Here is a 25,666-nt window from a genome sequence, read left to right as displayed (position 1 = left end):
AGAGCGGGGTTCTCAGCCGACGGCGTTCATGACGCCACTCGCGATCAGCGCGGTGAGCGTGGTCCAGGCGATGATCGCGAGTGCCTGCCAGATCAGGATGCGGGTCTTGCCGACGCCGGAGGCGGCGAGCATGGTGGCCGTGAAGTGCGTGGGCAGCAGCAGGGGTCCGAGCAGGCTGACGCCCGGTACGCCGTAGCGCTCGTAGGCGTGCTGGAACTTCGCGCGGCGCGCGGCCCGGCGAGAGCCGCCGGAGCGTTCGGCCGGCGCCGCGGCCAGGGCGGAGTCGCTGCCGACCGGCATGCCGTCGCGTGCCAGGACCTTTTCGCGGCGGCGGGTCACGACGGCGTCGCGCACACCGGAGCTGAGCAGCACGAGCACGGCCACGATGAGGAAGTTGCCGGCCATCGCGGCGATCGCGGCGACGACCGGCGGGATGCCGCCGATGATGCCGATCACGACGCTGCCCTCGCCCTCGATGAAGGGGATGGCGCCCGCGGCCGCGACGATGAGCGGCTGGACGACGTCCGGCACCAGCCCGACGAGGTCCTGGAAGGCGTCGATGAGGCTCATGTCGTGCTCCTGTCGGTGTGGGCGCCGGGGTGTCCCCCCGTCCTGACTCCAGTCCACCGCTCGGGAACGCAGCTCAGAAGTGCCTCGCTGTCACCGCCTTCCGGGACCTTCGCACGCCGCATCCATGACATATGTCATGCCGGTAGCCTGGGCGAATGAGCAGCCCGCCCGGGGCCGCTGCCGCTGTATCGGCGGCAGCGGAAGCCCGCACCGCGCTACGGCTCACCCGGAGCATCAGCGCGACCTGGTGGTATGTCGCACTGGCGGTCGTGCTCTTCGAGCCGATCGTCGTCCTGCTCCTGGTGACCGCCCTCGTCGAGGGCGGGTACGGCAACCTCACGGTCGCTGCCGTCGGCGTCGGCGGGCTGCTGTGGTGGCTCGCGACGCTGCGCCCGATGCTCGACTACCGGCATCGGACGGTTGACATGCCGCTGGTGAACTGGCGGCGCCACCTCGCGCCGCTCCTGATCGCGGCGGCCTACGGTCTCACGGCCGGGCTCGTCACCGGCGTCTGGGTGGTGGGCGTCCTGCCCGTGATCCAGGTGCTCACGCTGCTGAACTGGCCGCAGGGGGTACGCCTTCGCGTGGTGCTGGCGGCGACCGCCCTGCTCGTCGCGCTGGCAGTGATCGACGTCCGCCTCACCCTCGGACTGAGCGCCGACCCGACCTGGTTCCAGCTGATCACCCTGTCCGTGACCCTTCCGCCCATGACGGTCTCCTCGCTGTGGTGGTGGGACGTGCTCGTCACCCTCGACCGGGCCCGGGCCTCGGAGGCGAAGCTCGCCGCGACCCAGGAGCGGCTACGGCTGGCGACCGACGTCCACGACCTGCAGGGGCACCACCTCCAGGTCATCGCCCTCCAGCTCGAGCTCGCCGAACGACTCATGCCCCGCGACCCCGAAGCGGGGATGGACCAGCTACGCGCCGCGCGCGCCAGCGTCGACGACGCACGGCAGGGCACCCGCGACCTGGCCACCCGGTTCCGCGTCGTCCCGCTGAGCGATGAGCTCGCCAACGCCGTCGACCTGCTGCGCGCCGCGGGCACGAAAGCCGAAGCCGTCGTCGATCCGGACGCGTCGCTGGCGCCGGCGTCCGCCCTCGGGCCCGTCATCCGGGAGACCACGACGAACGTGCTGCGCCACGGCGGCGGCCGGTGGGTCCGCCTGTCCCTCACCCGCGCGGACCGGTCGTGGCGCTACGAGATCTCCAACGACGTCGCCGGCAGCGCACCGGAGAGCACGGGCGGCGGTTCCGGCCTGGAAGGACTCGCGCGACGCGCGGCTGAGACGGGCGGAGACCTCGAAGCACGGCGCGAGGACGAGACCTTCACCGTGGTCGTCACGGTCCCCGCCGAAGAAGTCCCCGCCGAAGGAGAGGTTGCCGGATGATCCGCGTGCTGCTCGCCGACGACGAGGGCATGATCCGCTCCGCACTGGCCGCGCTGTTGCGCCTCGAACCGGACATCGACGTCGTCGCCGAGTGCGCCGACGGCGCCGAAGCGGTCACCACCGCCGAACGCCTCAAGCCCGACGTCTGCCTGCTCGACCTCGAGATGCCGCACCTGGACGGCGTCCAGGTCACCGAGAAGCTCAACCGCACCCTGGCCACCCGGTGCGTGATCGTCACCCGCCACGCCCGGCCCGGCGTCCTGCGCCGAGCACTGGCCTCCGGAGCCGCCGGGTTCCTGCCCAAGTCCCGCTCCGCCGACGAGGTCGCGGCCGTCATCCGCCGCGTCGCCGCCGGCGGTCGGTACGTCGACCCCGAGATCGCCGCCGACGCGCTGAGCGACGAACGCTCACCACTGACCGACCGCGAGCTCGACGTCCTGCGCGCCGCCCGGCACGGCCAGACCACCGGACAGATCGCCCGCACCCTCTCCCTCGCCCCCGGCACCGTCCGCAACCACATCTCCACTGTGCTGGGCAAGCTCGCCGTCGACACCCGCCAGCAGGCCGTACTTCTCGCGGAAGAGCGCGGCTGGATCTGATCGGCCCCGCGGCTCACCCCACGAGCGCGCCGAGTCCGGCGAGCTCGGCGCTGAGTCGGTGAGCGGCGCACCAGACCGTCCCTAGTCCGCGCTGAGGCTCAGCGGGGTGGTGAGCATCAGGGCCCATTCACCGCGGAACAGCGAGCCGCCGTCGTCGATCCAAGCGATCGTCGGTTTGCCCTGACCGTTCATGGTCATGGCCAAGCCCTCGCCGGCGCCCCGCATCCTGGCCACCGCGGTGCTCACGCACCGACGTCCGATACAGGTGGCGAGCATGAGCCGGGTCCCGTCCTGGTTCTGGTACGCGACCAGCGGCCGTGCCGCCCGGTCCAGGACCAGCGCCGGGGTCGAGCGGTACGGGCCTCCGGCGTCCAATGTGATCACGTCGGCCTGGGCGCAGTCGGGCGTGCGGCAGTCGAGTAGCTTGGTCGCGCGGTCGTTCATGTCGCGATAGGCGATCATCGGGCGGCCGTCCCCCCGTACCGCCAGGGCCAGGCCGGTCTCGCGGCCCAGCCGGTCGTTGACGCCGGGCGGGTAGGCAGGCACGGGTCGGGTCACGCGGGGCCGCAGGCAGGCCGCGTCAGCGCAGGAGATGACGTCGATCTGGCCGCTGGTGGTGTTGAACCGGGCAACGACGGGACGGTCGCCGGGCGCCATCGCAACGGCCAGGTTGTGCACATCGGGCAGGTACGCGCTCGCATCCAGGCGGGCAACGTGCCTCGTCTCCGGACGCGAACAGCTCACCTCCGCGCAGAAGATGACGGAGACGATGTCCTTGGTCGGACTGTCGTCACCGTTCACCCGCTCCTTGTCGGCGAAGGCGACGACCAGGCCGCCGCCCTTCCGTACGGCCAGCGCCACCCCGGTGTATCCCGACGGGTAGTACGCCCTCGCGATGTTCCGGCTGCCGGGGGCGGGCACACACTTGTCCGCCTCACACGTCAGCAGTCTGAGTGCCTGATGTGACCAGGTGGTCAGCAGGAGTCGTCCGTCGGGCAGGAGTGCGCTGACCGCGCCGGGAGCCGCGTCGGTGTTGACGTTGGGTGGCTCCGCCCACGTGAAAGTCGTTTTCCGGCAGGAGATGTCGGGACAGGCCAGCAGGCTGGCATAGTCCTCGAAGCCGTCGATGACCATGGTCAGGCCCGTGCCGCGGCCGGGGTGCACGTCCCGTAGGTCGAAGGGGCGCAACTCAGGGTCGTTGTCAGAGGAGTCGGAGCGCTCCGTCGGCTGCCACGACTCGGTCACGTTGGTTTCGGCGACCTCCAGCCAGCCGAACGGATTGACCAGTACGACTCCGCTGAACAGCAGTCCGGGCAGCAGCGCCGCCGGCAGCAGGCTGGGCCTGACCGGGCGCGGCGGCGGGCCGTCGGGCAGGCCGTGCGCCAAATCCGAGTCGTCGACCTCGGTGCGCCAGGCCATGCGGTGGAGGAACTGGCGTGCGACCACGGCGGCCTGGAAGGGCGTTATGGCCAGCGCCAGCACGGTTGCGACAAGGCCCCATCCGAGGGTCGCGAGCGGGCCGGGGAGCAGGCCAAGTCCTGACTCGAGAGCCCATGCCGCAGCCCCGGGGACAAGCACGACCCCAAAGGCGAGCGTCAACGCGGCCGGCAGGAAACTCAGCCGGGTCAGGCGATAGGCGCGGCGGATCGAACCCAGCCCCGAGCAGCCGTGCAGCAGGATGCCGGGCACGGCCAGCAGGCCCGGCATCGCCGCGTACGCGGCCACCACCAGCACCGCATTGGCCGGCCACCGCTGATCAGTCGCCATCAGCACGCCGGCCCCCGCGGCCGCGGCCGCCCCGAACGCCAGCGCGCCCACCAGGAGCAGGACGAGCAGGGACGGGAGTCGTCGCACCGTCGCCCGCAGCGCCTCGACGGGCGCCACGTGCCGGTCGACCAGGTGACCCGCAGCGATGATCACGGTCGCGGGGAACACCACGATCTCCCCGGCGAGCGCGACCGCCGCCAGCACGACCGTCCAGATCAGAATCGGGGCATCGGACGTGCCGATCAGCTGGAACCGCTGATTCACCACCGCCGCCGAGCCGCCGGCCGCCACCGTCAGCGCCAGCACGGACAACGCGGCGAGCGGCACATGCACCAGCACACCGGGCAGCGCGAGCCGCACCAGATGCCGCCCGGCGTCCAGATAACTCCGGAACGGCACGCCGTACCGGCGCAGCCGTTCGACGTGTTCCATCGAGGTCACCGGCTCCAGTGAGGTCACGTGCCAAACGGTGACAGGGCGTTTCGTCGGTTCGCTTCCTACTCGGCGGAAATGGTCTAGCCCGGCATCGGCTGAGGGATCGTCATCTACGTGCCCGGTCTGCGCGGCGGACGGGCGTGCGCTGTCGTGGCTCAGGGCAGATTGAGCGGCGTGGTCACGACCAGGTCCCAGTCGTCCCAGCCTGCGACGTCCATCCAGGCGATCATCGGGCTGCCGTTGCCGTCCAGCGCCATGGCCAGGCCATCACTACCGCCGCGCCGGATCGTCGTGACCGGAGTGTGCGTGCAGCGTGTTTCGGCGCAGGCGGCGATGACGATCCGTTTGCGGTCGAGGTCCTGGTAGGCCACCAGCGCCCGCCCGTCCTGGTCCAGCACCATCGCCGGCCCCGCGTTGCGACCGGGCTCAGACACCGTGGCCGTGTCGGCCTGCGAGCATTCGCGGGTGCGGCAGTCGAGCAGCTTGATCGCGCCGTCGATCACGTCCCGGTAGGAGATCAGCGGCCGGCCGTCGGGTCGGACCACCATGGCGGCGCCGGCTCGGCCGTAGCGGCCTTCGAAGTAGTAGGGCCGATCCTCCCGGACGGGCCGCCCGATGCGTGCCTGGGCACAGGCGGGATCGTCGCAGGAGATCACGAAGATCGAGCCGGTGTCGCGGTCGAACCGCAGCACAACGGGCCGGTCGTCGGAACCCGCGCCCGCGATGAGGCCGCTCCTGTTGTGCGCGTATCTGTTGGCGGGAAGCTTGGCGATCTCCTTGGTGCGTGGACGGGGGCAGGCCGGATCGTCGCAGGTGGTGATCGAAAGCCCTTCCTTGTCGATGTCACGCTTGCTCAAGGGGAGCTCGTGGAGCTGGGCGACCAGCAGACCGCCGCCGGGCCGTGCCGCCAGGGCGACCGTCCCGTCCTGGCTGGACCGCGTCACCTCCGTGATCGGCTTGCCGCCCGGGGCCGGTACGCAGCCCGTCGCGTCGCACATCAGCAGCCCGAGCCGGGCACGCCATTTCTCGTGCTCCCGTATCAGCCCGCCGTTGTCCACGCCCTCCCGCGCCCACGTCGACACGACCAGACGGCCGTCCGCCAGCCGGGCGCTCGCCGCTGTGTACCCGCCGGCAACGCCGACCGGCTCGGCCCAGGTGAACCGGATTCGAGTGCAGCTGCTGTCCGCACAGGTCAGCAGCTTCGCCTCGGCGGAGCCGTCCATGAGCATGACCATGCGCCTGTCCTGCCCCGCATACAGGGCTTGCAGATCCGACGATTTGAGCTCCGGCTCCGGACGCCCATCCTCCTCAGGCACCTCGGAATCCGGATCGCGTGACCAGTTCGCCGTGACGGCCGTCTCGGAGACCTCCAGCCAGCCCAGCGGGTTGATCAGCACCGCGCCGCCGTACAGCAGGCCGGGCAGGAGCAGCACGGCGAGCACCGGCACGCGCTTGGCCGGGTCTGGCGTGCCCGACGGCAGACCCTCGACGATCTCCTTGAATTCGGCGATCGTCCCCTTGATGACCACGCGGTGCAGGAACAGGCGGGCGATCACGGCCGCCTGGAACGGCACGGCGACCAGCGCCAGCACGCAGCCGGCCACGACCGGCACGATGGGCAACCCAGACACCGCCCAGTTCACCGCCCGCGCGGCCAGCGCGGGGAAGAGCACGACGCCGAAGGCCAGCGTGAGCGGCGTCGCCCAGGAGGCGCCGGCCGTCAGCCGGTACGCGCGAGCGAAGGCGCCCCTCGCGGACCTGCCCTCCAGGACCACAGGCGCCATGGCCAGCAGGCACGGCATCGCAGACAGGGCCAGGACCGCCATCACGGCGTAAGCCGTGACCTGCGCCCCGGTCCACACGAGAATGCCGAGCCCGGCCACCAGAGCCACCGTGAACGCCACCACGCCGACCAGGACGAGCACTGCTATCGCGGGCCAGCGCCGGGTCGCGGCCCGCATCGCGCCGGAGATGGAGACGTCCTTGCCGGCCAGCCGCCCGGTGGCGAGCAGCACCGTCGCGGGCAGCGCCACGGCCTGTCCGGCCACCGAGACGACCAGCACCGCCGCCGACCACATCAGTAGGGACGCATCAGGCGCGCCGATCAGCTCGAAGTCGCCGTTGACCACCGCCGCCGACCCGTCCACGAGCAAAACCAGGGCCGATGCCGCGAGCAGGCCGATCGGCAGGAAGACCAGCAGGGCGGGCGCCAGCAGCCCGATCAAGTTCCGCGCCGCGAACGCGTAGGCCAGCCAGACCACGCCGTCCCGCCGCACCCTGGCCCGGGCGTGCGTGTGACGATCGTCGACAACGCCTCTTTCGCGGCTCTCACCGGTCAACCGGTTCATCGTCTGTCCTGTTGCCGAAGGTGAAGCCGGTCTTGGGCGGGCTCCGTGAGGATTCGCGTCGTTCTCGAAGCGTACGAGCAGGATCAGCATCTGCACCCAGAGACAGGCCCGCGCCAGCCGGGCCCTCGGCTTGGTGAACGGTTGATCAGACCCGGACATGGCGGCCTCCAGCGGGACCAGGGGTAGCCATGAGCCTAAATTCCGCACCGATCGTGAACGGGGCCGAAGACCCCCTTGGCATCGGATCGAACCCGGTCCTCGACGCGTGTCGTAGGTCACCGCCAACGCCACCGGCCTCCCTGTCGACTTGACCTTCGTCACCGAGGGCGAGTTGGCCATCACCTTGATGCGCGAGGCCCTCACCGACGGCGTCGGCTTCGACCCCGCAGGCCAGCCCGCTACTCGGCCCCGCCTGATCGCCGCAGCCGGGTTGCGCTGGCCGGCTGGACGCGAGCACGGCGCCCAGCAGGCCGCCCAGGCTGGCGAGGCTGATCAGGCCGCCCACAGTTCCCGGCGCGATACCTTCGGCGCGCACCAGGAAGACGATGCGCAGCGAGAACACGCCGAGCATCCTGAGGTTGATCATCGCCGCCACGATGAGCATGGGCAGCATGAACTCGCCGTACTTGAAGTACCCGAGGCCCTCGCTGAGCTGCCGGAACATGCCGGGCCGCTCGCCCGCCGCCGCCCTCGGCTCGGGCGTGGTCCGCAATCTGAGCAGGCAGGCGGCTGAGACGATGAAGGTGACCGCGTCGATGAGGAGGCCGCCGACCGCTCCGGCCACCTCGGTGAGCAGACCGCCGAGGCCAGGGCCGGCGATCTCGGCGGCCGAGGCGCCGGCCTGGAGCTTGGCGTTGCCCTCCATTCGGTCATCCGGGGCCAGTAGGTGCGGCATGTAGGCGTTGAATGCCAGGGTGAAGAACATGCTGGATGTGCCGGCGATCAGCACCGCGGCCAGCAGCATGGGCACGGTCAGCACACCGGTCCAGGCGGCGACCGGGATAGCGGTCAGGACCCGCGGCGGACACCAGGTTGGCGGACACGAGGATGCGGCGGCGCGGCCAGCGGTCAACCCAGGTACCGGCCGGGAGGCCGATCAGGAACCAGGGCAGCCAGCCGGCTGCGGTCAGCAGGGCCACCGTGCCAGTGCTGGCATGCAGGACGGTTATCGCCAAGAACGGGACGGCCACCGTGGTGATCGCCGAGCCTAACCCACTGACCGACTCCCCAGCCCACAGCAGGCCGAAGTTCCGGGTGCGGAGCAGGCCGCCCGGCCGCCTTTTCTTAGCCACGGTGATGTGCGGCGGAACTCTTATCCCGCGCTTACCCACAGAACTCACGGTATCGCCACAGCCGGGAGCGGCAGCGGCATTCAACGGAGCGGTGCGACCGGGCGAGGTGGTGGCGCCGCGCTCTCTCGTCAGGTGTGGTTTCAGAATGAGCAGGCGTACCCGCGGCCGGTACAGCAGCCGCCATTCGCTAGTCCTGTGACCGGAAATGATCACCGATTGGGTGACAGGTGTCAGGCTGCGGAAGCCAGCGCACTCTCAGGGCGCCTCATGTCTGTAACGGCGGCTATCGGCTGGCTCTGATGGAGAACATCAGCGGGATGCGCGGCTGTCCTTCCGGCACCTGGTAGCGCCCGTTGCGGGGCTCCAGGGTTGCGAAGCGTTTGAAGAGCGTGTGGTCGTGCTCGTGCAGGAAGTCGATGCGCAGTCCGGCTGCGGCCAGTGCGGAGATCACGTCGCCCAGGGTGTGCTGGAACTGGACGGAGATGGTGTTCGTCAGTCTCTCCGAGCCGGTGTAGGTGTAGGGCTCGTCGTAGACGTGTGGTTCGCCGTCGAAGTAGTCGGCGGTGACGGTCGATCCGGTGGCCTCGTCCAGCATGTCGGTGACAGGGTGGAACTCTGACAGGTACAGGAACCCGCCCGGCTTCAGCAGGGTGGCCACCACCTCGGCCCAGCGCCACAGGTCGGGCAGCCAGACGAGTGCGCCGATGCCGGTGTAGACGATGTCGTAGGTGTCTTTCAGGGCGGCGGGCGCGTCGCAGACGTCCGCGGCGACGAAGCGCGCCTGCAGGCCGCATTCCCGCGCCAGCGCGGTGGCGGTCTCGATGGCCTTCTCCGACAGATCGAGGCCGCTGACCCGTGCGCCCCGCCTGGCCCAGGCGAGGGTGTCGAGCCCGAAGTGGCACTGCAGGTGAACCAGCGACTTGCCGCTGACGTCGCCGACCTCGTCGATCTCGAAGTCCCGCAGCGGGTCCGCGCCCGCTTTGAAGCCGGCAACGTCGTAGAAGTCGCTGGCCACATGGATGTCCACGCGGCCGTCCCAGTTGGCGCGATTGACGGTCAGGTAGTCGATCTCGCTCATGTCCGTCGAGCTTAGAGGCGCGCCCGATCATGACCAACGGGATATTCAGCGCGATGGCCGAACCCCGCGCCACCGCCGGTGCGGGCCCCCTCGTTGGGGGAGCAGGCATTGCGGTTCCTTCGCGTGACGGGCTGTCCCAACTCGTGCCTTGTGGCAGGTAATTGGAAGAGGTGACAGGGATCAGGCGGCCTGGGTGATCGGGCCACATCACCGTGACGCCACACCCGATCAGTTCCACCCGTTCCTTCCACTTCACCGGCCCCGACCATCAGGCCGCCCGTGAACAGGCCCGGCGGCATTGTCGATGGGCTGCCGCGCGCGTCACTCGCCCCGAACACGTCGGCCCGGTACTGATCGACTTGGCCGGGACAGCCGCACTGGTCGTCATCGAGCAGGCATGTACCGCCGGCCAGACTGCCACTGCGGGGTCGTTCGACGTCGAGCCAGCGGGGGCGCTGATGGAGCCGGGCGGCTATCTCGCGTGATCACCGGCTTGTGCCATGCCGAGAACGGAGTCGTCGACCCGGCGCCGGGGATCATCGCGCGGACACGGCAGGTGGGTCTGGTCTATCTGCAGTCAGCGAGGCGGCCCAGCCAACGATCGCCCGGGAGTAGACGTCGACGACGAAGGCGACGTAGACCGCCCCGCACCAGGCCGTCACGTGGGTGAAGTCGGCCACCCAGGCGGCGTTCGGCCGCATGGCGGTGAAGTCGCGCTGCAGCCGGTCGGCCGCGCGTTCGTGCCCGGGGTCGGGGGTGGTGGTGGTGCGGATCTTCTTACCCCGGCGCGCGCCCTGCAGGCCGAGCGCGCGCATGCGCCGTTCCGGGCCACCCGATGCCCTTCGCGCAGCAGTTGCTGCCAGACCTTGCGGGCGCCGTAGACGCCGTAGTTGGTCGCGTGGATGCGCTGGATGTGGGTGTCCAGTTCGGCGTCGCGGACCGCCTGCGCCGAGGGTGGCCGCCTCTTGGCGGCGTAGTAGGTGCTGGTGGACATCGGGCAGCCGTGTTCGGTCAGTACACGGCAGATCGGCTCGACACCGAACACGTCGGCGTGTTGGTCGATGAAGGTCACCAGCGCGTGTGTGGCCGGTCGAGCTCGGTCGCGAAGAAAGCCGACTTCAGGATCTCGTTGGCGGGCCGCAGTTCGGCGTTCTCCCGGCGCAGCCGCTTCAGCTTGGCCGACTCGATCCTCTCAAGAGATCAAGTCTCCACCGAACCCGGGGCGATTCACCCGTCCCGCCACCCCTCGCGACGCGAACCCGAGCCTGACCGCCAAGGCGCACTACTACGAGCCGTGGCTACGCACCCGCGAGGCCTTCACCCTGTCACCGGGACGCGACGCCGCCCGCCAGCTGAGCCGGCGGGTCCGCCGCATGCTCGGCTACAGCATCCACCCATCGGACACAGGCCTGGCGGACGGCATGCACCCCAGCGCCTGTTCTCCTGACCGCCGGCGAGGCACACCACGGCAGGGCCACCGCATGATCTTCAGATCCGTCACACCCGAATGATCACAGCAGTGGCCGTTGCACCCGCCGACCGTTGATCGACGATATCCGAAGCACGTTCGTCGGATCACTGCCAGTGATAGACCTCTTTTCCACTCGAGTCTGATGAGCACTCGGCTTTCCAGATGAGCGTGGTGCCCACCAGCGCACACCAATGCGACTCGAAAACGTGCCGCTGCAGCGTATGGTTGTACCCGTTGTGCAGGGTGATCTGATCGGCACTTTCCCCGAAGGCGACATTTACATGGAGCCAGACCCGGTGGCGGTCGGTGATCTGCACCGTGAGATCGTGCTTGGTGGCAACGAGTGCATCTCCGGTGCAGCTCTCTCGATAATCCCGATTCGCCTCGTCATAGCTCTCCGCCTTCAGGCAGATTTTGACGGTGGCACCCATTTGTTGACTCACTTGGATGTGGTAGTCGCGGTAGTTATTCGCCGATGCGGGAGGCGTGGCCATCCCCATGGCCACTAATGTCATTGCTCCCGCCAGAGCGACTCTGATCGCCTTTCTCACCCCGATGTCCTCTCTACGCGTGTCTTCGCCGCCTCATATCGCTTCCAGGTGAAACGATGTGGTCCACAGAGAGTCGGAAGGCGCCCCCGAGCAGAACGGTGCCCACGGGATTCCCTTTCCCCCGTCCCCATATTCGCGACAAAGGGAAAGCTATCACTGCTCAACTTCCCTTGACCAGAAGTCATTCTGGTAATTAGAAATACCCATCGGGAACAACGACTTGTGGCCGTCGGACTACACCGTGTCAAGGGCTGACAGGGGCCTTGACACTTCCAGATGTCACCATGCTGATGTCCGCCTCGATATTTCCCGAGGATGGTTCATATTTGGAGAAGTCGGCGGTGATTTCTCGCGCGGAGTCCGCGCCCACCGCTGAAATCGTGCACGCAGCACGGCGTTCCTTAGCTGTACGGTTCCCAGCGGACGTTCGTGTCATCGGTCTTGAAGCTGCGACCCCGGGCCGCCACTGTGACCGGACCGAAGGGTTGCTGCGCAGAATCGGCAGCACGCTGGTCACGAGTTTGAGCTCCCGAAGCCGTCGCAGCACCGGGAACCCCTCCCACGCGATCACGTCGAAGCCGTACCGCTCCGCGAGCGCGAGATGCTCGTTCACCGGGTAGTTCATCCGCAGGCTGCCCACCGCCACCGGCGTCAGGTCCCATTCGCGCGGCCCGATCGTGGTGCTGTCGAAGTCGCACAGCGCGGGCCCGTCCGGGCCGGCGATGACGTTGCCGAGGAAGGCGTCGCCGTGAATGACCCCGGCGGGAGGACGTAGCGGAGCCTGCCGGCTGCTGATCATCGCATACCCGGGCCCCCGTGGGGAACAAGGAGATCGTCTACCGGAGGGAGCTGCGGTAGAACCCGGGATTCGCCACCTCCGCCTCTGCGGCGCGGGCGAGTCGTTCGACCCAGTCCTGGTGATACCGGTAGAGCGCACCGGGCTGCTTGCGCCCGAGCTCCTCAAGGAAGAAGGGGCCCTGCTGCGTTTCCTCGGTCAGCACGTGACAGCCATCATGCGTGGGCGTGATCACCCAGCCGTGGTATGCGCTCGAACCGGTGTCGTCGCCGTCGACCACCGTCTTCCACGCGAGCCTGCTGAAGGGCTCGCACTCCGTCACGTTAAGACTCATCGGGAATCCAACCGTCACCCGGCTGTACCTGGTTCCGGGCGCCAGTTCAGGCTCACCGCTCAGGATCTTGACCTGGTCTTCGGGGGGAAAGTAGCTCGACCAGTTCTCGGCGTCGACAAGCAGCTTCCACACCACTTCAGGGGGCGCCTTCACGTCGATGTCGTTGAGCGCGTAGATGGCCGACGTTTTCGGGTCGTACTGCTTGGGCCACTTCACTTTGTCGTACATAAGCCACTTCTCCTTGTTTATGTGTGTGCCGGGGTCAAGCCCAGCGCCCGCCGCCGTCGACATGGAGGGTTTCGCCGGTGATGAAGGGGCTGGTCAGCAGCGCGCGGGCGGCGCTTGAGACGTCGGAGGGCTGTCCGACGCGGCGGGCCGGTGTCGTGGCCGCGACGTGCTGGAACAGTCGTTGTTTGTCGGGTACCGCGGTGTCCCAAGCGCCGGTGGTAATCACGCCGGGGGAGATGGCGTTGACGCGGGTGGGCGCCAGCTCGACGGCGAGGGCGGAGACGAGCGTGGTGACGCTGCCGTTGGTGGCCGCCGTCGCGACGCCTCCCGGTGCCGGTCGCCAGGCCCCCAGACCGGAGAAGAACAGCAGCGAACCTCCCTTGGTGATCAGCGGGGCGAAGTGTTTGGCCAGCATGATCGGACCGACGGCCTTGGCGTCGAAGGCAGCGAGCAGCGCGCGGCGATCAAGGGAGGCGACCGGTCCGGAGGCCCGCTCCGTAGCGACGCTGACGAGATGGTCGAGCCCGTCGGCGGTCCCGGCCTGATCAGCGGCCGCCCGGATCGACTCCTCGTCCGAGAGGTCGAGGGCGATGGCCCGGACGGTGTCACCCACGGCCTTCGCCGCGGCGGCCGTTCTCCCGGCGTCCCGGCCCGCGAGCGTGACTCGCGCACCCTCCTGGAGGAGATCGGCGGCCAGCGCGGCCGCGATGTCCGAGCCGCCTCCCACGATCAGAACGTCCTTGTCCTTCAGCGAATATGTCATGCGGGAAAGCCGCTGCGCTCGGTCGCGACCTTGGCGAGCGCTGCGAGAAGTTCCTCGTGCGTGCGCCAGAAAACGTCGGGAGCCTTCTTCGCCAATTCGATCCAGAACGGCCCCTGCATCGTCTCTTCGGTCCAGAGATGACACCCCTTCGGCGTGGGTGTGATGATCCAAGCGTGATAAGCCTTGGATGCTTCCGCAGCCTTGGGATGGCCGCCCCAGGCAATGCGCGTCACAGGCTCGAACTCCTGCACGGACGCGAAGACGTCCTGGCCGGCCAGATTGGTCTCGAACCGTGTGCCGAGGTGCAGCGCGTCGTGGCCATCGAGCAGCCGTACATGCTCGACGCCAGGATAGAAGCTGGGCCAGGCCTGGGGGTCCACCAGCAGGGACCAGACCGTTTCGGGAGAGGCCGCGACCTCAAGCTCGTTGGTGAAGTGGATCGGGGAGCGGCTGGGGACCATGGCCTCCGGCCAATTTACTGCTTCGAACACATCAACCTCCAGATGGGAATGGAACGCGAGAGCGCTCATCAGAGCTCGCCGGGCACCGCGAATCGGTAGAACACGCCTCCTGTCGGGGCCACACCCATGAGGAGCCAGACCGCGTTCTCGAAGTCACGGGCGCGGGAGAGGTCTCCGACGCGTACCGGGTCGTAGCCGGCGTCGCGGATGAGGCGCTCGGTGATCTCGCGGGCGGCCTCGTCCGCGACGTACCGATTACTCGGCCGTACTCGCTGCTCGCGCACCGCTCCGAACAAGGCTCCGAAGTTCATGGTGAAACTCTTGGCCACCGGGCCGCGGGTGAAGGACTTCACCTCCTCTTGAACGGATGTGAAGCCTTCACACACCGCTGAGTGCCACCGAATCCCTGACAGCGTGGAGACCGGCGGCATGCGAAACAATGGGGTTGTATCCGAGCTCGCCTGCGGCCTTGCCCGTCCGCAGGATGCACGGCTGCCCGAGGAACCATCGAACGGGAACCGGGACCTCGCGCTCCGCGGTCTCCGCGTCGAGGTCGGGGATCGGCGTATCGACGCCATAGATCGCGAACAAGGTCTCCATGAACTCGCGCAGGGGGACGCGGCGCCGGTCGGTGATGAAGTAGGCCTGGCCTGGCCGGCCGCGCTGCCATCCGAGCATGAGGCCCTCGACGGCGTTGTCGACGAACGTGACGTCGGTCGTGTGCCGGCCTCCGTCGATCCAGGCGAACTGTCCCGCCTTCGCCGCCGCGACCAGGCCTTCGATGAGGATGCTGCCGGGACCCCAGACGAACCTCGGACGGATCGACACCGTGGCGAAGTCCGGGGCGTTCGCATCGAGCACGATCTTCTCGGCAACGGCCTTCACCGCACAGTAGGCGGCTTCCGAGTCCGGCCGCAGCGGCGCGGTCTCGTCGATGTCCATCAGCGGGTCGCCGGCGAGGAGCGCAGCTTCGCTCCCGCAGTGGACGAACCGAGGAACCCGCGCGTAGCGGGCCGCATCGACGGCTGCCCGAGTGCCGCGAACCGTCACAAGCTCATGACGCTGACGGTCTGCGGTGATGTCCGTCTCGGCAGCGAGGTGAAACACCACGTCACTCCCCGTTACCTTGTCGCGCCACGTGGCCGGGTCGGTCAACTCGCCCCGGACGGGCACCGCGCCCAGCGCCGCTACCTTTGCGGCCGACGCCTCGCTTCTGACCAGAACACGGACCGAATGCCCCTCGTCGAGGAGTCGCTGTAGCAGCACCTGGCCGATGAACCCCGAACCGCCCGTGACGAACGCCTGCGCCATGAAACTCTCCTTCGCCGAGTACGGGCCCCCTCTGTTTGGGTGAGAAGGCGTCGTGGGGTAGAGCAATCGATGGCCTTGAAGGCATTCCCTCAGAAATATTCATGTTTCGAGGCTCTGTAATAGAATTCTTGGATGGCTTCTCTTCGAGCGTTGGAGTGTCTCGTGGCGGTCGCGGACTCCGGGTCGATCACCCAGGCCGCGCGGCTGCTGCATTCGTCGCAGCCCGCCGTCTCTCATCAGCTCGCGACGCTGGAGCGCGAGACAGGAACGACCCTGCTTCGCCGCGAGCCCCGGGGGGTCAGGCTCACTCCCGCTGGGCGGGCCGCGGTGGCGGACGCCAGACGGGCGATCGAAGCGGCTACTTCTGCGGTGAGGTCGGCTCGTGCCGCCGGCGAAGCGACCGGAGGGTCACTTCGGTTGGGTTGTGCGCAGAGCCTGGTGTCCGTGCTCGCTCCGGTCATTCGCGAGTGGCACCGTCGCCACCCGGAGGTGGCGATCACCCTGCGTGAATCCACGGCGGCGGACGAGCTCCACGGCTTCGTCGACTCCGACGAGGTCGACCTGGCCTTGATGCCCGCTCCCGTGCCTGGCCGCTTCACGATCACCACCGTCGCTGAGGAAGAGATCGTGCTGACGGCACCCACCGGCCACCCACTGGCCGAGCAGCCGACGGTGCGCCTCGAGGATCTTGAAGGTGTGCCGTTCGTTCACTACGCGGCGGAGAACGGCCTCAGCGCCTGGCTCGATCGCTCGTTCGCTCGCGCCGGGGTCCGCCCGGAGCCCGTCATGAGGACAGCGGTGACGACCGCGGCACCGCAGCTCGCTGCCGCCGGCCTGGGAATCGCCGTGTGCCCCGTAAGCGCCCTCAGCGATGGTTTTCCTGGCGCAGTGCGATCGTTCTCGCCACGATGGGTCAGACAGCTGGTGGCGGTGACGTCCGCAGAACCGGATCCGCTCGCCGCCCGATTCATCCGCAACCTGCGCAATCACGGCGTACATGTGCCTCACGGCGTACGAACCCAACTCGCAGCGGACAGCCCGACGTCCACGAAGACGCGATAGGTCATGGGGTCGCGGGCGGCGGCGTCATGAGGCTCGGCCCCGCCGTCAAGCGGGGCCGAAGCGCATATAGTCCGGATTCTCAACTTGCGTCCCTCTACACGGCCCTCCGCTCGCCGGGTAGCCCCGGCGCATTGCTGCACCGTGTGAGGCTCAAGAACTCAGGTTTGCACCTCGGCCGATTGGCACCCATGTCAGCGGGGTGCGGCACACTGTCGGTGATTTCTGTGAGAGCCGAGGTGAGGAGCCGACTGGTGAACACTCCCAGGCAGTCCAGTCTGTTGATTCGGTTCGCCCTGGACAATCTTGGGGAGCGCAATGCGCACCACGAGTTCGAACAGCTCTGTCTGGACGCGGCCCGTCTGGTGCTCGTGAGCAATTTGGTGCCGGCGACCGGCCCCGTAAGCAGCGGGGGCGATCAGGGTCGGGACGCCGAGAGTTTCTGGACGAGCCTTGCCGCGGCTCCGTCGCCGGTCTCGGCTTTCGCGCGCCTGGCTTCGACGGAGAAGGTCGTCTTGGCCTGCACGATCCAGAAGGACCGCGTCCCCGCCAAGATCAGAAGAGATTTGGCCTCGATCTGCGGCCAAGGCAGTCCCGTACAACACGTGCTGTACTTCACAGTGGCCCCGGTGCCGGTAAGCACACGACACACGCTGGAGGATGAGGCGCGGAATGTCCACCAGGTCAAGCTGGACATCTTCGATGCGGTTGCTCTGACAGATCTCCTGATCAGGCCCGAACTCTACTTCCTGGCCGAGCGATATCTGAGTCTTCTCGTTGATTTTGTGGGTGGGGTGCTCTCGTTGATTTACTGCAGCGGGGGCCCGACATGCTCGGTATCGTATTTGACCGCAAGCGCCTCGATGCGCGAGTCATTGTCATTGATGGCCCCGCCATTTTCCTGAGCGAGTGCGGCGATCTCGTAGAACAGCCCGTCCGGGCCGGCGGGCGCGAACATGACCAGGAACCTGGCCCGCTCGCGTCCGACCACCCGGGGCGCGTGGGCCGCTCCGCGCGGCACCATGACGAGCGTGCCAGGCGTGGCGCTTACCCGCTGGTCGCCGATCTGGAAGTCCATCTGGCCCTGGAGAACATAGAAAAGCTCTTCGCTGCTGTGATGGATATGAATAGGGGGCCCGAAGCCGGGCTCCGCCGTCCCCTCCATCACGGCGATGGAGCCTGAGCCCTGGTCGGCGGTGACCTTGCCAACCAAGTTGGGGATTAGCAGGCCGTCGCCGGGGATCGGCCGGCCCTCGCCGGCCGGTAGGACGATCGCCCCATTTGGCAGGTAGCTCACGAGGTTCCCTTCTGAACGGAAGCGGACTTTGCGTGCAACATAAGCGGACTATACCCCGCTTACTTCGGCTCGGCAAGGTGGGTTTGGCTGAGTAACTGACGATCATCTGACCGTGGAGTGCGCCCGTCCTCGACCGGCTTGTGAATCGAGTAGTGGACGCACCCGGGTTCGGCGTGCATGGAGACGGCGAACTCCCTGAGCAGTTCGATGAGCTCGTCGCGTCGCCCGTCCTTGGCCTGCAACCGGTTTACGAATACGAATGCCGACATGGCTGACTCCTTGGTGACGATTGTGGGACGAGGCGGACTTTGGTGAGGATCTCGCCGGTGGTCGCGGTCCAGGTGCAAGGTTTCGCGTTCTCGTTCCAGGAGTCGATGTAGTCGCGGATCTGCTTGATCAGGACGTTCACGCTGGAGAAAGTGCCACGGCGGATGGACTGCCGGGTGATGATGCCGAACCAGGTCTCTATCTGGTTGATCCACGATGACCCGACGGGAGTGAAATGAAATTGGATGTGGGGGTTCTTCTCCGCCGCGAGCGCCACAGATCGCGGCCGGGTGCCCGATGTCGGCGTCTTCAGTACGGACGGAGAAGGTGCGTATGGTCAGTCGCGGACGGTGAGGCCGATGGAGAAGCTGCTGCTGCGGACGGCTTTGCCGAACATGGCGCGCATCAACAGCACGCTCGTTCCTTCGAGCCAACGAGCGCTCGTCAGGTCGCCGACGTCGAGCGGGCGCAGCGCGAGGCTCTCGACGAACAATGACACGCGCGCCTTGGCCTCGGCGTCCTCGCCGGCGATGAACACGTCCAGCGGGCGGGGGTCCTCGGGCGTGTAGGCGGCCAGCACGTGGCCGAAGACGGTGTTGAACGCCTTGACGACGTGAGCTCCCGCGGGGGCGGCCTTGGCGATCTCCTGCGCGGCGGAACTGCCCTCTGGCGTGACCAGTCCCGTGAGGTCGGGATTGAACGGGTTGGTGATGTCGACGATCACCTTGCCCGACAGGGCGTTGCCTAACTGGCGCACGACCGGTGCGGCGTCGGCGTAGGGCAGCGCGAGGATGAAGATGTCGCCGGCCGGGGCCGTGCCGATCCTTCCCGTCGTGGCGCCGCCGCCGATCGACCCGACCAGAGCGTCGGCCTTGGAAGCGTCGCGGCCGATGACCTCGACCGCGTTGCCGCCCGCGAGTGCGCGGCCGGCCAGGACGCGGGCCATGTTCCCCGTGCCGATGATGCTGATGCTGCTCATGATGGGCTCCTTCTTCTCGATCTTTCGGTGTTCTCGCTCGTCCGGGGTCTGGCCCATGGTCGAGGCCGGGGCCGTGTTCAGTTCACGCGGTGAAGCGCAGGTCGAGATCGATGACAGCCGGGCCCTTCATCATGCCGAGTGGGTTCTTGAGCCCGAACTGCGCCGGATCGATCTCGACGGCGGCGCGTAGCACGACCGCATTGGCGCCCCGCGGGCTGAAATTCGCCGGGAAGCTCAGCTTCCGGCTGGTCCCGCGGACGGTAAGTTTGCCCTGGACGTCGGCCGAGTTCGAGCCCGTGGGCGTGCTGCGGTCGGCGTCGAAGGTGATCTTCGGGAACGACCCGGCGTTCAGCAGGTCCTTGCTGCGCAGGTGGGTGTCGCGCTTTGTGTGCTTCGAGTCGATCGAGGCGACGTCGATGACGAGGCCGCCATCGGCGGTGCCGGCCGGCGCGAGCGTGCCGCTGCCCTGCAGCGAGCCGAAAACGCCGTTGGCGGTCGTCAGGCCCCGGAACGTCTTTCGCTGGAAGCGGACCGTGCTGCGTGCCGGGTCGAGTGTGTAGTGGCCGGGCGTGATCTGCGTGGACATCGGGGACTCCGTTCGGTCGGGGGTCACAGTTGGGCGCCGCTCTGCATGACTTGGTGCTTGTTCTCTGGTTCTTAGATCGCCGCCCCGCCCGGTGAGTGCGGTCGCGGTGGCCTCGGCAGTGGCCGGGTCGAGACCGCCGGGGGCCGGAGTCAGGGGGTGGCGATGCCGGTGCCGACCTTTTCGGCTTCCTCGAGCGCCTTGCTGCGCAGCTCGGCGGCCAGATCGCGCAGGCCTTCCATGCCGGGGGTGGTGGCCGCGAGGGTGAGTTCACGCTCGATGACGGTCAGATCGGCCTCCCAGACATCGGCGAGGATGCGCCTGAGGTAGGGGGTGGAGTGGTCCCAGCCCTCGCGCGGGGTGCCCGGGCCGTAGCCGCCGCCGCGCACGGTGACCAGCACTGTCGGCTTGCCCTTCAGGACGGGCGTGGTCGGTCCGGCGGCGGCGATCACCAGGTCGATCCACGTCTTGAAATGCTGGGAGACGCCGAAGTTGTAAAACGGCACGGCCAGGACGACGACATCCGCGGACGCCAGCTCCTCGACGAGGTCCTTGGCGTTCGCGAGCGCCTCACGCTGGGCGGGGGTGCGCTCCGATTCGGGGGTGAAGCCGGCGACGGTGGCGCTCGCCCAGATGTGGGTCGGCAGCGGGTCGGTGCCCAGGTGGCGGCGCACCACCTTTTCGCCGGGATGCGCTGCCGTCCACTTCGCCTCGACTATGTCGGCGATCTCCGCACTGGCGGAAGCCGCGGGCAGGATGCTGGCGTCCAGTCGGAACAGGGTCATGGTTGAACTCCTTGGTCGGTCTTGCCCGCGCTTGGGGCGGCGCAGGTCGCGAAGCGGGCTTGGCGCCTCGCATCATCACAAGCGGACTTTACCCCAAACGGACTTCACCCCGTTTATTATTCCGCTCGGGTAGGGTGTGTGACCGTGAACGACTTCCGCCTGCCCATCGGTCCCCCGAGTGCCGAGCGTGCCGACGCCGCCCGCAACCGCGAACACCTGCTGAAGGTCGCCCGCGAGATGATCTCCGAAAGCGGCGTGAGACGGCTCACCATGGACGCACTGGCCGAGCGGGCCAAGCTGGGCAAGGGGACCGTCTTCCGGCGTTTCGGCAGCCGAGCCGGGATCTTTGCCGCTTTGCTCGACGATGCCGACCGCACATTCCAGCAGCAGGTGCTCTACGGGCCGCCGCCACTGGGTCCCGGCGCCGACGTGACCGCCCGGCTGGTCGCCTACGGCCGCGCGCGCATCGAATTCCTGCTCGAGCATCATGCGATCGAGCGCGCCGCACTCGATCGCAACCAGCAGGTGACCATCGCCGCGGGCGGGATGTCGCCCACCCACATCCGGATGCTCCTCGGGCAAGCCCGGCGCGAAGGCCTCCTGAGCACCTCCGATATCGACAGCCTGGCAATACAGCTCGCTGCGGCCCTCGAGGGCCCGTTCGTGATGTACCTGGCGCCCGAGGAGAACGCCACCGCAGATTCGGCACGCCGAGCAGTCGCGCTGGCCGACAGCTGGGAGTCACTTGTCGAACACGTCTTGAAAGCTCAATGAGCGACTCAGGGAACTTGGTAAGGGCTCGCCGAGCGCGGTACCTCGGCGGCGCCGGTCGCGTCCTGAGTTCCTTGACCTGCAAGGTTGTCCAGCAACTGGCCGCCCACATTGCGGACTTCGCCCAGTCCTGACGCCTCGCGAAGGAAATGCCGACGGGCTCTCACGCTGGATCGCCCAGGTCCGCGCAGTAGGTCTGCCTCATCTGCACTCCTTCGCCCGGGGCCTGGACCGAGGCCGGGACTCAGTGATCGCCGCGCTCACGCTTCCGTACAGCTACGGCCCTACCGAGGGGGCCGGGCGTGATCACGTTGACGGTGATGTTGTGGCCGTCGACTTCAGCCGATGCCTCCGGCGGCTCCGGTGATGACGACGACTCGTTCGGGTTCATGCTCGTTCTCCAGTACGGGGCGGTCCGGTGAGTGGCCTTCGCGCCGTCCACTGCGGGTGGTGCTCCCTGGCGATGCCGGACCGCCCGAGCTCGGTCAGGTCAAGAAAGTGATCAGTTCCTGGATGAAGTCCTCAGGACGCTCCTCAGGGACGTAGTGCCCGCTGTCCTTGATGACCGTGCCGATCACCTGCGGCGCCACCGCTCGCAGGCTGTCGGCCAGCCGGGCGCCGGCGCTGTGCTCCCCGCCGACGGCCAGGACCGGCATCGGCAGAGTTCCGCCGCCGTCGAGCCAGGCGCGGTAGATCCGGCCGTCGTGCAGAAGGGTGCGGTAGTGCTCGAAGCCGGCCCGGAGCGCTTCCCGCCCGCGGTAGGAGGAGGCCACGGCGGCGACCTCTTCGGGCGGGAACGCCTCGGGCACGGCCGACAACCGGGCGAACCACCAGGTGAAGAAGTCGTCCTCCTTGCCGTCGAACAGCAGCTCCGGCACCTCGGGGGTCATGAAGAAGCCGAAGTGGAACAGCCCGCCCGTGGCCACGTCCATCGCGCGTTCCAGCCCTAGACCGGGCAAAGCCAGCTCCGCGATGGCGAGCCGTTCGACCTCGGCGGGGTGGCGGCGGGCGTAGGCGAAGGCGATCATGCCGCCGATGTCGTGTCCCACGAGCCGCACGCCACCGCTGATGCCGAGCCGTTCGAGCAGCTCGCGCATGTCCTCAGCCTGGTTGTCTTTGTCGTACCCGCCGGCCGGACGTGCGGAGTCGCCGATGCCTCGCAGGTCTGGTGCGATGACGCGGTATCCCTGCTGGGCCAGGGCGGGCATGACGTGTCGCCAGGCCCGCCAGGTCTGCGGCCAGCCGTGCAGGAGCAGCACGGGCGGGCCTGAGCCACCGACCGCGGCGTGCAGTGTGGTGCCGTTCGCGGCGACGGTCGTGCTCTCGAAGCCTCGGGGGAGTTCTGTCGTGTCGCTCATGAGCGTCAGGCGGGGATGAGGTCGAACATGACGGGGAGGACGGCCTGGCCGCCGGGGCCGGCCCAGTCGTCGGCGAGCTCAGCCAGCACCTGGTTGGTGGAGGTGATGTCGGCTCCCGCGCGTTCCATGCGGCGCAGGGCGACGGTGTCGGCGTCCTTGGTGATGGAGGCGCCAGCGTCGGCGACGACCTGCACGTTGTAGCCCTGGGCGAGCGCGGTCAGAGCCGGGAAGACGGTGCAGACGTCGTTGGTGACTCCGGCGATGATGAGGTTACGGCGACCGGTCGCTTTGAACGCGTCGGCGAAACCAGGCTCGTTCATGGCGTTGACCGCGCCTTTGCGTTGGACGCGAGAGGCGTAGGCCTCAGGGGCGATCTCGGCGAACTCATCGAGCATCGGCCCCTGGGCCTGGTCCTCCAAAGAGGAGGTCAGGACGAGGGGCATGCCGAGCGCGATCGCGCCCCTGGCCAGGGACAGCGCCCGGAGCTTGATGTCCTCGAAGGCGGCCGAGCGGGCCCAGGACATGGTGCCGATCTGGTGGTCGATGAGCAGTACGGCACTGTGTTCCGGGGTGAACAGGGTGATGGACATGGTGAGGTATCTCCTTGTCTGTGTCAGCGGGGCGGGCCGAGGATGACGCCGCCGTACAACTCGGAGGCTTCCTCCAGAAGCGACCGGCCGTCGGGCCGTGGGGTACGCAGGTCGCGCCCGGCGTGGCGGAACATGCCTTCGATGCCGCCCGGTGTGGTGATCATGAGGAGGGGTAACGAGGTTCCGACCTGGACTTCGAAGCGCCGTCTGCGGTCTGATTCGTGAGTACCGCAGAGCCGCTTGACGACGTGCGAAAACGCAGGCCAGCGCTATGAGCGAGTTTTGGCACCGGACAGGGGCGCGCTGAGGTATCTGCGCGCCTGGCCGGAGTAGGGAGAGTGGCCTCGTCTTGCCGGACTCGCGGCGGAGCGGGGCTGCTCTGGCTTGGTGAGTAGCGCGCCGAACGGTGTAACGATCATGGTGTGTGCGCGATTGGTACGGGCGAGCACCGACGGCCTAGAACTATGTTCTGTACGCCCACAGTGACACGCGTTTCCGCAGGTCAACGCCATGATCAAAGCGCGCCCTGCAGGATTTGCACCTGCGACCGTCGGATTAGAAGGCAAGATCTTTTAATGCCGCCCTGTGTCTTTAAGTGCTGGTTCGTGCCGCCTCGGCGCGTTTTGCCTGTCAGGCTGTGCCGGGTCCTGACAACGCGTGACGAAGCGTACGAGCACGCACCGAGCACGGCCACCACCCTCTTCGGTGGTTGCATCTCAGCCCTGCGCAAGTAGCTCCCGCATTCCAGTCATCCAGGCACCGTCCACAGAGGTCGCTCACAGTGCTCGGCATGTGCTCTAACCGATACACCACGTCCGTGGACGTGACCCGATCAACGAATACCGCCACGCCGCATAACCGCAGCTCAAGCCACGGACTTCAATATTCGAGCGGCACACGATCGGGACGCCGGATATTTCGGGTGATCGCCGACCTGTCGGCGACGGCACTGGTGATCGTCGACTACGCGGAAACGCGGCGGAGGCCATCTAGCGCTATCAAGAGTTCGAGCGAACCCACCCGGACGCGTATCGCGCTGAAGTCGCCCGAGCTTGGTACAGCCGCGCCGCGATCCTGGAAACCGATCGACCGGAAGACGCAGCCGCACGCGCTGAAGCCGCCGAGCAAAATGGACCTGCGCGAACGCAGATCACCGGTCTCACCGATGTTCGCTCAGCACCGTTTCGAGCTGGGCGGCGAGCGCGGGGAGTACCTCGGCGTAGAGCGTCTCCTGTTCGCACGCACACAGCAAGATGTCCGAGACAGTCACCATCCTCCTCGTCGCGGGGCGAAGACGATTTCCTCGTCCACGTCGCGGTACAAGACCTCGATCACCTGCACGCGTTCCTTGTCGACCGCCTCGCAAACGACGCGAGGTGATCAGCTTCCGCAGCTCGGTGATCTACGAACGTGTCCAGAACCCCATCATCGCACCCGACTCCGCTCAGCCGGGTCGATGAAGCTCGGACGGGAAGAAACACGTCGTCGGCGAAGGCAGCTGCCCGAATTCAGCGGGTTGGCTACTCCTCGACGGATCCCCGGGATCTTCACGTCAGGCCCGGCGGCGGCTCGTGCCGGCTCGCAGGCGCGGATGACTCACGCGTCCGGTCGGGCGGCGAGCCCGTCGAGGACGATGCCGAGATGCCGTTCGAACCGCTGGTCGCCGTCGTCGTGGAGGTGCCCAGCCTCCTTCACCAGTGACGCGCCTTCGCCGAGCCAGGCGTCGCGCTCGGTGGTCGAGTAGCGCGTCGGATCGGTCTCGGTGGACTGGCGTCGCTCCTGCTCCTCGATGACGAAGCCGACGACGAACGCGGTAACCACGTCGACGGCGTCGTCGGCGTCGACGGGCTTCCAGCCGGCCCCGGTCCAGCGTTCGAACAACGGCTCCTTCATGCGGACCACGTCCGGGTCGGTGATCCGGGTGCCGCTGAAGATGCGGGCCCCGTCGCGGTGGCGCAGGTACTCCGAGCGCAGGACTCGGGCGTAGGCGGTGAGGTCGTCGCGCCAGCCGTCGCCGGGCGAGACCGCGGCGAAGGCGCTGCTCACGCGGCGCATGACCTCGGTGGCCATCTCGTCGAGCAGCTCCTGCTTGTTGCGCACATGCCAGTAGAGGGCGGGGGCGCGGACGTCCAACCGGGAGGCGAGCGCGCGAACGGTGAGGGCGTCCATGCCTTGGTCGTCGAGCAGCTCAAGCGCCGCCGTGATGATTCGCTCCCGAGTGATGCCCTTGGCCATGGTTGACAACTTAACATTGTTCAGGCACGCTGACCACAGCGCTGAACTTAGTTAAGGAGAATCTGATGCGTGCTGCAGTCGTCACCGCCCCCGATACGTCACCCGTCTGCGGTGACTTCCCCGAGCCGACGGTCCCACCCGGTCACGAGCCGCTGCACCTCGTCGGTGCCGGCCTGCACAACATCGTTCGCGGGCTGGCCACCGGGGGGCACTACAGCCACGGGCAGCTGACGTATCCGCTGGTGCCGGGCATCGACGCGGTCGCTCGCACCGGCGACGGGTGCCTGGTCTACACCGGATACGCGCGTCCACCCTTGGGGACGATGGCCGAGCGGCTGGTCGCTCCCTTC

At 67.9% G+C, this 25,666-nt stretch carries 27 protein-coding genes and 3 pseudogenes; 7 read left to right on the top strand and 23 right to left on the bottom strand.

Going from position 1 to position 25,666, the window contains the following annotated elements; all coding sequences use genetic code 11:
- Positions 1-12: 12 nt before the first annotated feature.
- The gene (locus OHA68_RS01105; protein ID WP_327105919.1) at positions 13-570 is read right to left on the bottom strand and encodes a hypothetical protein; all 558 of its coding nucleotides are present in this window, start codon (positions 568-570) and stop codon (positions 13-15) included.
- 155 nt (positions 571-725) lie between these two features.
- Between OHA68_RS01105 and OHA68_RS01100 the strand changes: the two genes are divergently transcribed.
- Both OHA68_RS01100 and OHA68_RS01095 read left to right on the top strand, forming a co-directional pair.
- The gene (locus OHA68_RS01100; protein ID WP_327105918.1) at positions 726-1,958 is read left to right on the top strand and encodes a sensor histidine kinase; all 1,233 of its coding nucleotides are present in this window, start codon (positions 726-728) and stop codon (positions 1,956-1,958) included.
- Positions 1,955-2,557: a response regulator transcription factor gene (locus OHA68_RS01095; RefSeq protein ID WP_327105917.1), complete on the top strand. Its 603-nt coding sequence runs from the start codon at positions 1,955-1,957 to the stop codon at positions 2,555-2,557. Before OHA68_RS01100 ends, OHA68_RS01095 begins: the two co-directional genes overlap by 4 nt.
- An 81-nt stretch (positions 2,558-2,638) precedes the next feature.
- On the opposite strand, the gene OHA68_RS01090 is transcribed toward OHA68_RS01095, so the two are convergent.
- From OHA68_RS01090 to OHA68_RS01075, 5 genes and pseudogenes are all read right to left on the bottom strand, one after another.
- The gene (locus tag OHA68_RS01090; protein ID WP_327105916.1) at positions 2,639-4,783 is read right to left on the bottom strand and encodes a hypothetical protein; all 2,145 of its coding nucleotides are present in this window, start codon (positions 4,781-4,783) and stop codon (positions 2,639-2,641) included.
- Positions 4,784-4,914: 131 nt separating this feature from the next.
- Positions 4,915-7,107 (bottom strand): hypothetical protein, encoded by a 2,193-nt coding sequence (locus OHA68_RS01085; RefSeq protein WP_327105915.1) that lies wholly within the window; start codon positions 7,105-7,107, stop codon positions 4,915-4,917.
- Positions 7,108-7,252: 145 nt separating this feature from the next.
- Entirely contained in the window at positions 7,253-8,179 is a 927-nt protein-coding gene (locus OHA68_RS01080) for an MFS transporter (RefSeq protein ID WP_327105914.1), read from the bottom strand.
- A pseudogene (locus OHA68_RS45265) lies at positions 8,136-8,399 on the bottom strand (MFS transporter); the annotation flags it as partial. The pseudogene OHA68_RS45265 and the gene OHA68_RS01080, both read right to left, overlap by 44 nt.
- 283 nt (positions 8,400-8,682) lie before the next feature.
- On the bottom strand, positions 8,683-9,477 hold the full coding sequence (locus tag OHA68_RS01075; protein WP_327105913.1) for a class I SAM-dependent methyltransferase: 795 nt from the start codon (positions 9,475-9,477) through the stop codon (positions 8,683-8,685).
- A 212-nt stretch (positions 9,478-9,689) separates the two neighbouring features.
- Here OHA68_RS01075 and OHA68_RS01070 point away from each other — a divergent pair, with 212 nt between their 5' ends.
- Positions 9,690-9,962, top strand: coding sequence for a hypothetical protein (locus tag OHA68_RS01070; protein ID WP_327105912.1), 273 nt, complete (start codon positions 9,690-9,692; stop codon positions 9,960-9,962).
- A gap of 105 nt (positions 9,963-10,067) precedes the next feature.
- On the opposite strand, the pseudogene OHA68_RS45505 reads toward OHA68_RS01070, so the two are convergent.
- The 8 genes and pseudogenes from OHA68_RS45505 to OHA68_RS01030 form a co-directional block, all read right to left on the bottom strand.
- Positions 10,068-10,662 (bottom strand): annotated as a pseudogene (locus OHA68_RS45505) (IS3 family transposase); the annotation flags it as partial.
- A 390-nt stretch (positions 10,663-11,052) separates the two neighbouring features.
- Positions 11,053-11,499: a hypothetical protein gene (locus OHA68_RS01060; RefSeq protein ID WP_327105910.1), complete on the bottom strand. Its 447-nt coding sequence runs from the start codon at positions 11,497-11,499 to the stop codon at positions 11,053-11,055.
- Between the two features lie 244 nt (positions 11,500-11,743).
- Positions 11,744-12,298, bottom strand: coding sequence for a phosphotransferase family protein (locus tag OHA68_RS01055; RefSeq protein ID WP_327105909.1), 555 nt, complete (start codon positions 12,296-12,298; stop codon positions 11,744-11,746).
- A gap of 37 nt (positions 12,299-12,335) precedes the next feature.
- Complete coding sequence (locus tag OHA68_RS01050) at positions 12,336-12,920, bottom strand: SRPBCC domain-containing protein (RefSeq protein ID WP_327105908.1); 585 nt, start codon at positions 12,918-12,920, stop codon at positions 12,336-12,338.
- The gene (locus OHA68_RS01045) at positions 12,892-13,620 is read right to left on the bottom strand and encodes an SDR family oxidoreductase (RefSeq protein WP_327105907.1); all 729 of its coding nucleotides are present in this window, start codon (positions 13,618-13,620) and stop codon (positions 12,892-12,894) included. Before OHA68_RS01045 ends, OHA68_RS01050 begins: the two co-directional genes overlap by 29 nt.
- On the bottom strand, positions 13,617-14,150 hold the full coding sequence (locus tag OHA68_RS01040) for an SRPBCC domain-containing protein (protein ID WP_327105906.1): 534 nt from the start codon (positions 14,148-14,150) through the stop codon (positions 13,617-13,619). Before OHA68_RS01040 ends, OHA68_RS01045 begins: the two co-directional genes overlap by 4 nt.
- Positions 14,150-14,434 carry a hypothetical protein gene (locus OHA68_RS01035; protein WP_327105905.1) on the bottom strand — a complete coding sequence of 95 codons (285 nt, stop codon included), beginning with the start codon at positions 14,432-14,434 and terminating at the stop codon, positions 14,150-14,152. Before OHA68_RS01035 ends, OHA68_RS01040 begins: the two co-directional genes overlap by 1 nt.
- A 25-nt stretch (positions 14,435-14,459) precedes the next feature.
- Entirely contained in the window at positions 14,460-15,392 is a 933-nt protein-coding gene (locus OHA68_RS01030; protein ID WP_327105904.1) for an NAD-dependent epimerase/dehydratase family protein, read from the bottom strand.
- Between the two features lie 132 nt (positions 15,393-15,524).
- Here OHA68_RS01030 and OHA68_RS01025 point away from each other — a divergent pair, with 132 nt between their 5' ends.
- Together OHA68_RS01025 and OHA68_RS01020 are read left to right on the top strand one after the other, a co-directional pair.
- On the top strand, positions 15,525-16,454 hold the full coding sequence (locus OHA68_RS01025) for a LysR family transcriptional regulator (protein WP_327105903.1): 930 nt from the start codon (positions 15,525-15,527) through the stop codon (positions 16,452-16,454).
- 251 nt (positions 16,455-16,705) lie between these two features.
- A complete protein-coding gene (locus OHA68_RS01020; RefSeq protein ID WP_327105902.1) occupies positions 16,706-17,356 on the top strand; it encodes a hypothetical protein in 651 nt (216 codons plus the stop codon).
- On the opposite strand, the gene OHA68_RS01015 is transcribed toward OHA68_RS01020, so the two are convergent.
- The 5 genes from OHA68_RS01015 to OHA68_RS00995 form a co-directional block, all read right to left on the bottom strand.
- Positions 17,260-17,748, bottom strand: a complete 489-nt coding sequence (locus tag OHA68_RS01015) for a cupin domain-containing protein (protein WP_327105901.1) — start codon at positions 17,746-17,748, stop codon at positions 17,260-17,262. The two genes, OHA68_RS01020 and OHA68_RS01015, sit on opposite strands and share 97 nt — an antisense overlap.
- Before the next feature lie 59 nt (positions 17,749-17,807).
- Positions 17,808-18,017, bottom strand: coding sequence for a putative quinol monooxygenase (locus tag OHA68_RS01010; protein ID WP_327105900.1), 210 nt, complete (start codon positions 18,015-18,017; stop codon positions 17,808-17,810).
- A gap of 335 nt (positions 18,018-18,352) precedes the next feature.
- On the bottom strand, positions 18,353-18,994 hold the full coding sequence (locus tag OHA68_RS01005; RefSeq protein ID WP_327105899.1) for an NADPH-dependent F420 reductase: 642 nt from the start codon (positions 18,992-18,994) through the stop codon (positions 18,353-18,355).
- Positions 18,995-19,076: 82 nt separating this feature from the next.
- Positions 19,077-19,580 carry a YceI family protein gene (locus OHA68_RS01000; RefSeq protein ID WP_327105898.1) on the bottom strand — a complete coding sequence of 168 codons (504 nt, stop codon included), beginning with the start codon at positions 19,578-19,580 and terminating at the stop codon, positions 19,077-19,079.
- 149 nt (positions 19,581-19,729) lie between these two features.
- The gene (locus OHA68_RS00995) at positions 19,730-20,362 is read right to left on the bottom strand and encodes an FMN-dependent NADH-azoreductase (RefSeq protein WP_327105897.1); all 633 of its coding nucleotides are present in this window, start codon (positions 20,360-20,362) and stop codon (positions 19,730-19,732) included.
- A gap of 144 nt (positions 20,363-20,506) precedes the next feature.
- On the opposite strand from OHA68_RS00995, the gene OHA68_RS00990 reads away from it, so the two are divergent.
- Positions 20,507-21,136, top strand: a complete 630-nt coding sequence (locus tag OHA68_RS00990; RefSeq protein WP_327105896.1) for a TetR/AcrR family transcriptional regulator — start codon at positions 20,507-20,509, stop codon at positions 21,134-21,136.
- A 59-nt stretch (positions 21,137-21,195) separates the two neighbouring features.
- Positions 21,196-21,428, top strand: a pseudogene (locus OHA68_RS00985) (ISL3 family transposase); the annotation flags it as partial.
- Positions 21,429-21,618: 190 nt separating this feature from the next.
- On the opposite strand, the gene OHA68_RS00980 reads toward OHA68_RS00985, so the two are convergent.
- The 4 genes from OHA68_RS00980 to OHA68_RS00965 all read right to left on the bottom strand — a co-directional run bounded on the left by OHA68_RS00980 (position 21,619) and on the right by OHA68_RS00965 (position 25,316).
- The gene (locus OHA68_RS00980) at positions 21,619-22,491 is read right to left on the bottom strand and encodes an alpha/beta fold hydrolase (RefSeq protein WP_327105895.1); all 873 of its coding nucleotides are present in this window, start codon (positions 22,489-22,491) and stop codon (positions 21,619-21,621) included.
- A 5-nt stretch (positions 22,492-22,496) separates the two neighbouring features.
- Complete coding sequence (locus OHA68_RS00975; RefSeq protein ID WP_327105894.1) at positions 22,497-23,081, bottom strand: isochorismatase family protein; 585 nt, start codon at positions 23,079-23,081, stop codon at positions 22,497-22,499.
- A 23-nt stretch (positions 23,082-23,104) separates the two neighbouring features.
- On the bottom strand, positions 23,105-23,245 hold the full coding sequence (locus OHA68_RS00970; RefSeq protein ID WP_327105893.1) for a hypothetical protein: 141 nt from the start codon (positions 23,243-23,245) through the stop codon (positions 23,105-23,107).
- Positions 23,246-24,677: 1,432 nt separating this feature from the next.
- A complete protein-coding gene (locus tag OHA68_RS00965; protein ID WP_327105892.1) occupies positions 24,678-25,316 on the bottom strand; it encodes a TetR/AcrR family transcriptional regulator C-terminal domain-containing protein in 639 nt (212 codons plus the stop codon).
- Positions 25,317-25,666 lie beyond the last annotated feature (350 nt).

The sequence above is a fragment of the Nonomuraea glycinis genome, from assembly GCF_035920485.1.
Classification (GTDB): domain Bacteria; phylum Actinomycetota; class Actinomycetes; order Streptosporangiales; family Streptosporangiaceae; genus Nonomuraea; species Nonomuraea glycinis.
This window is presented reverse-complemented; position numbering and strand designations above follow the sequence as displayed.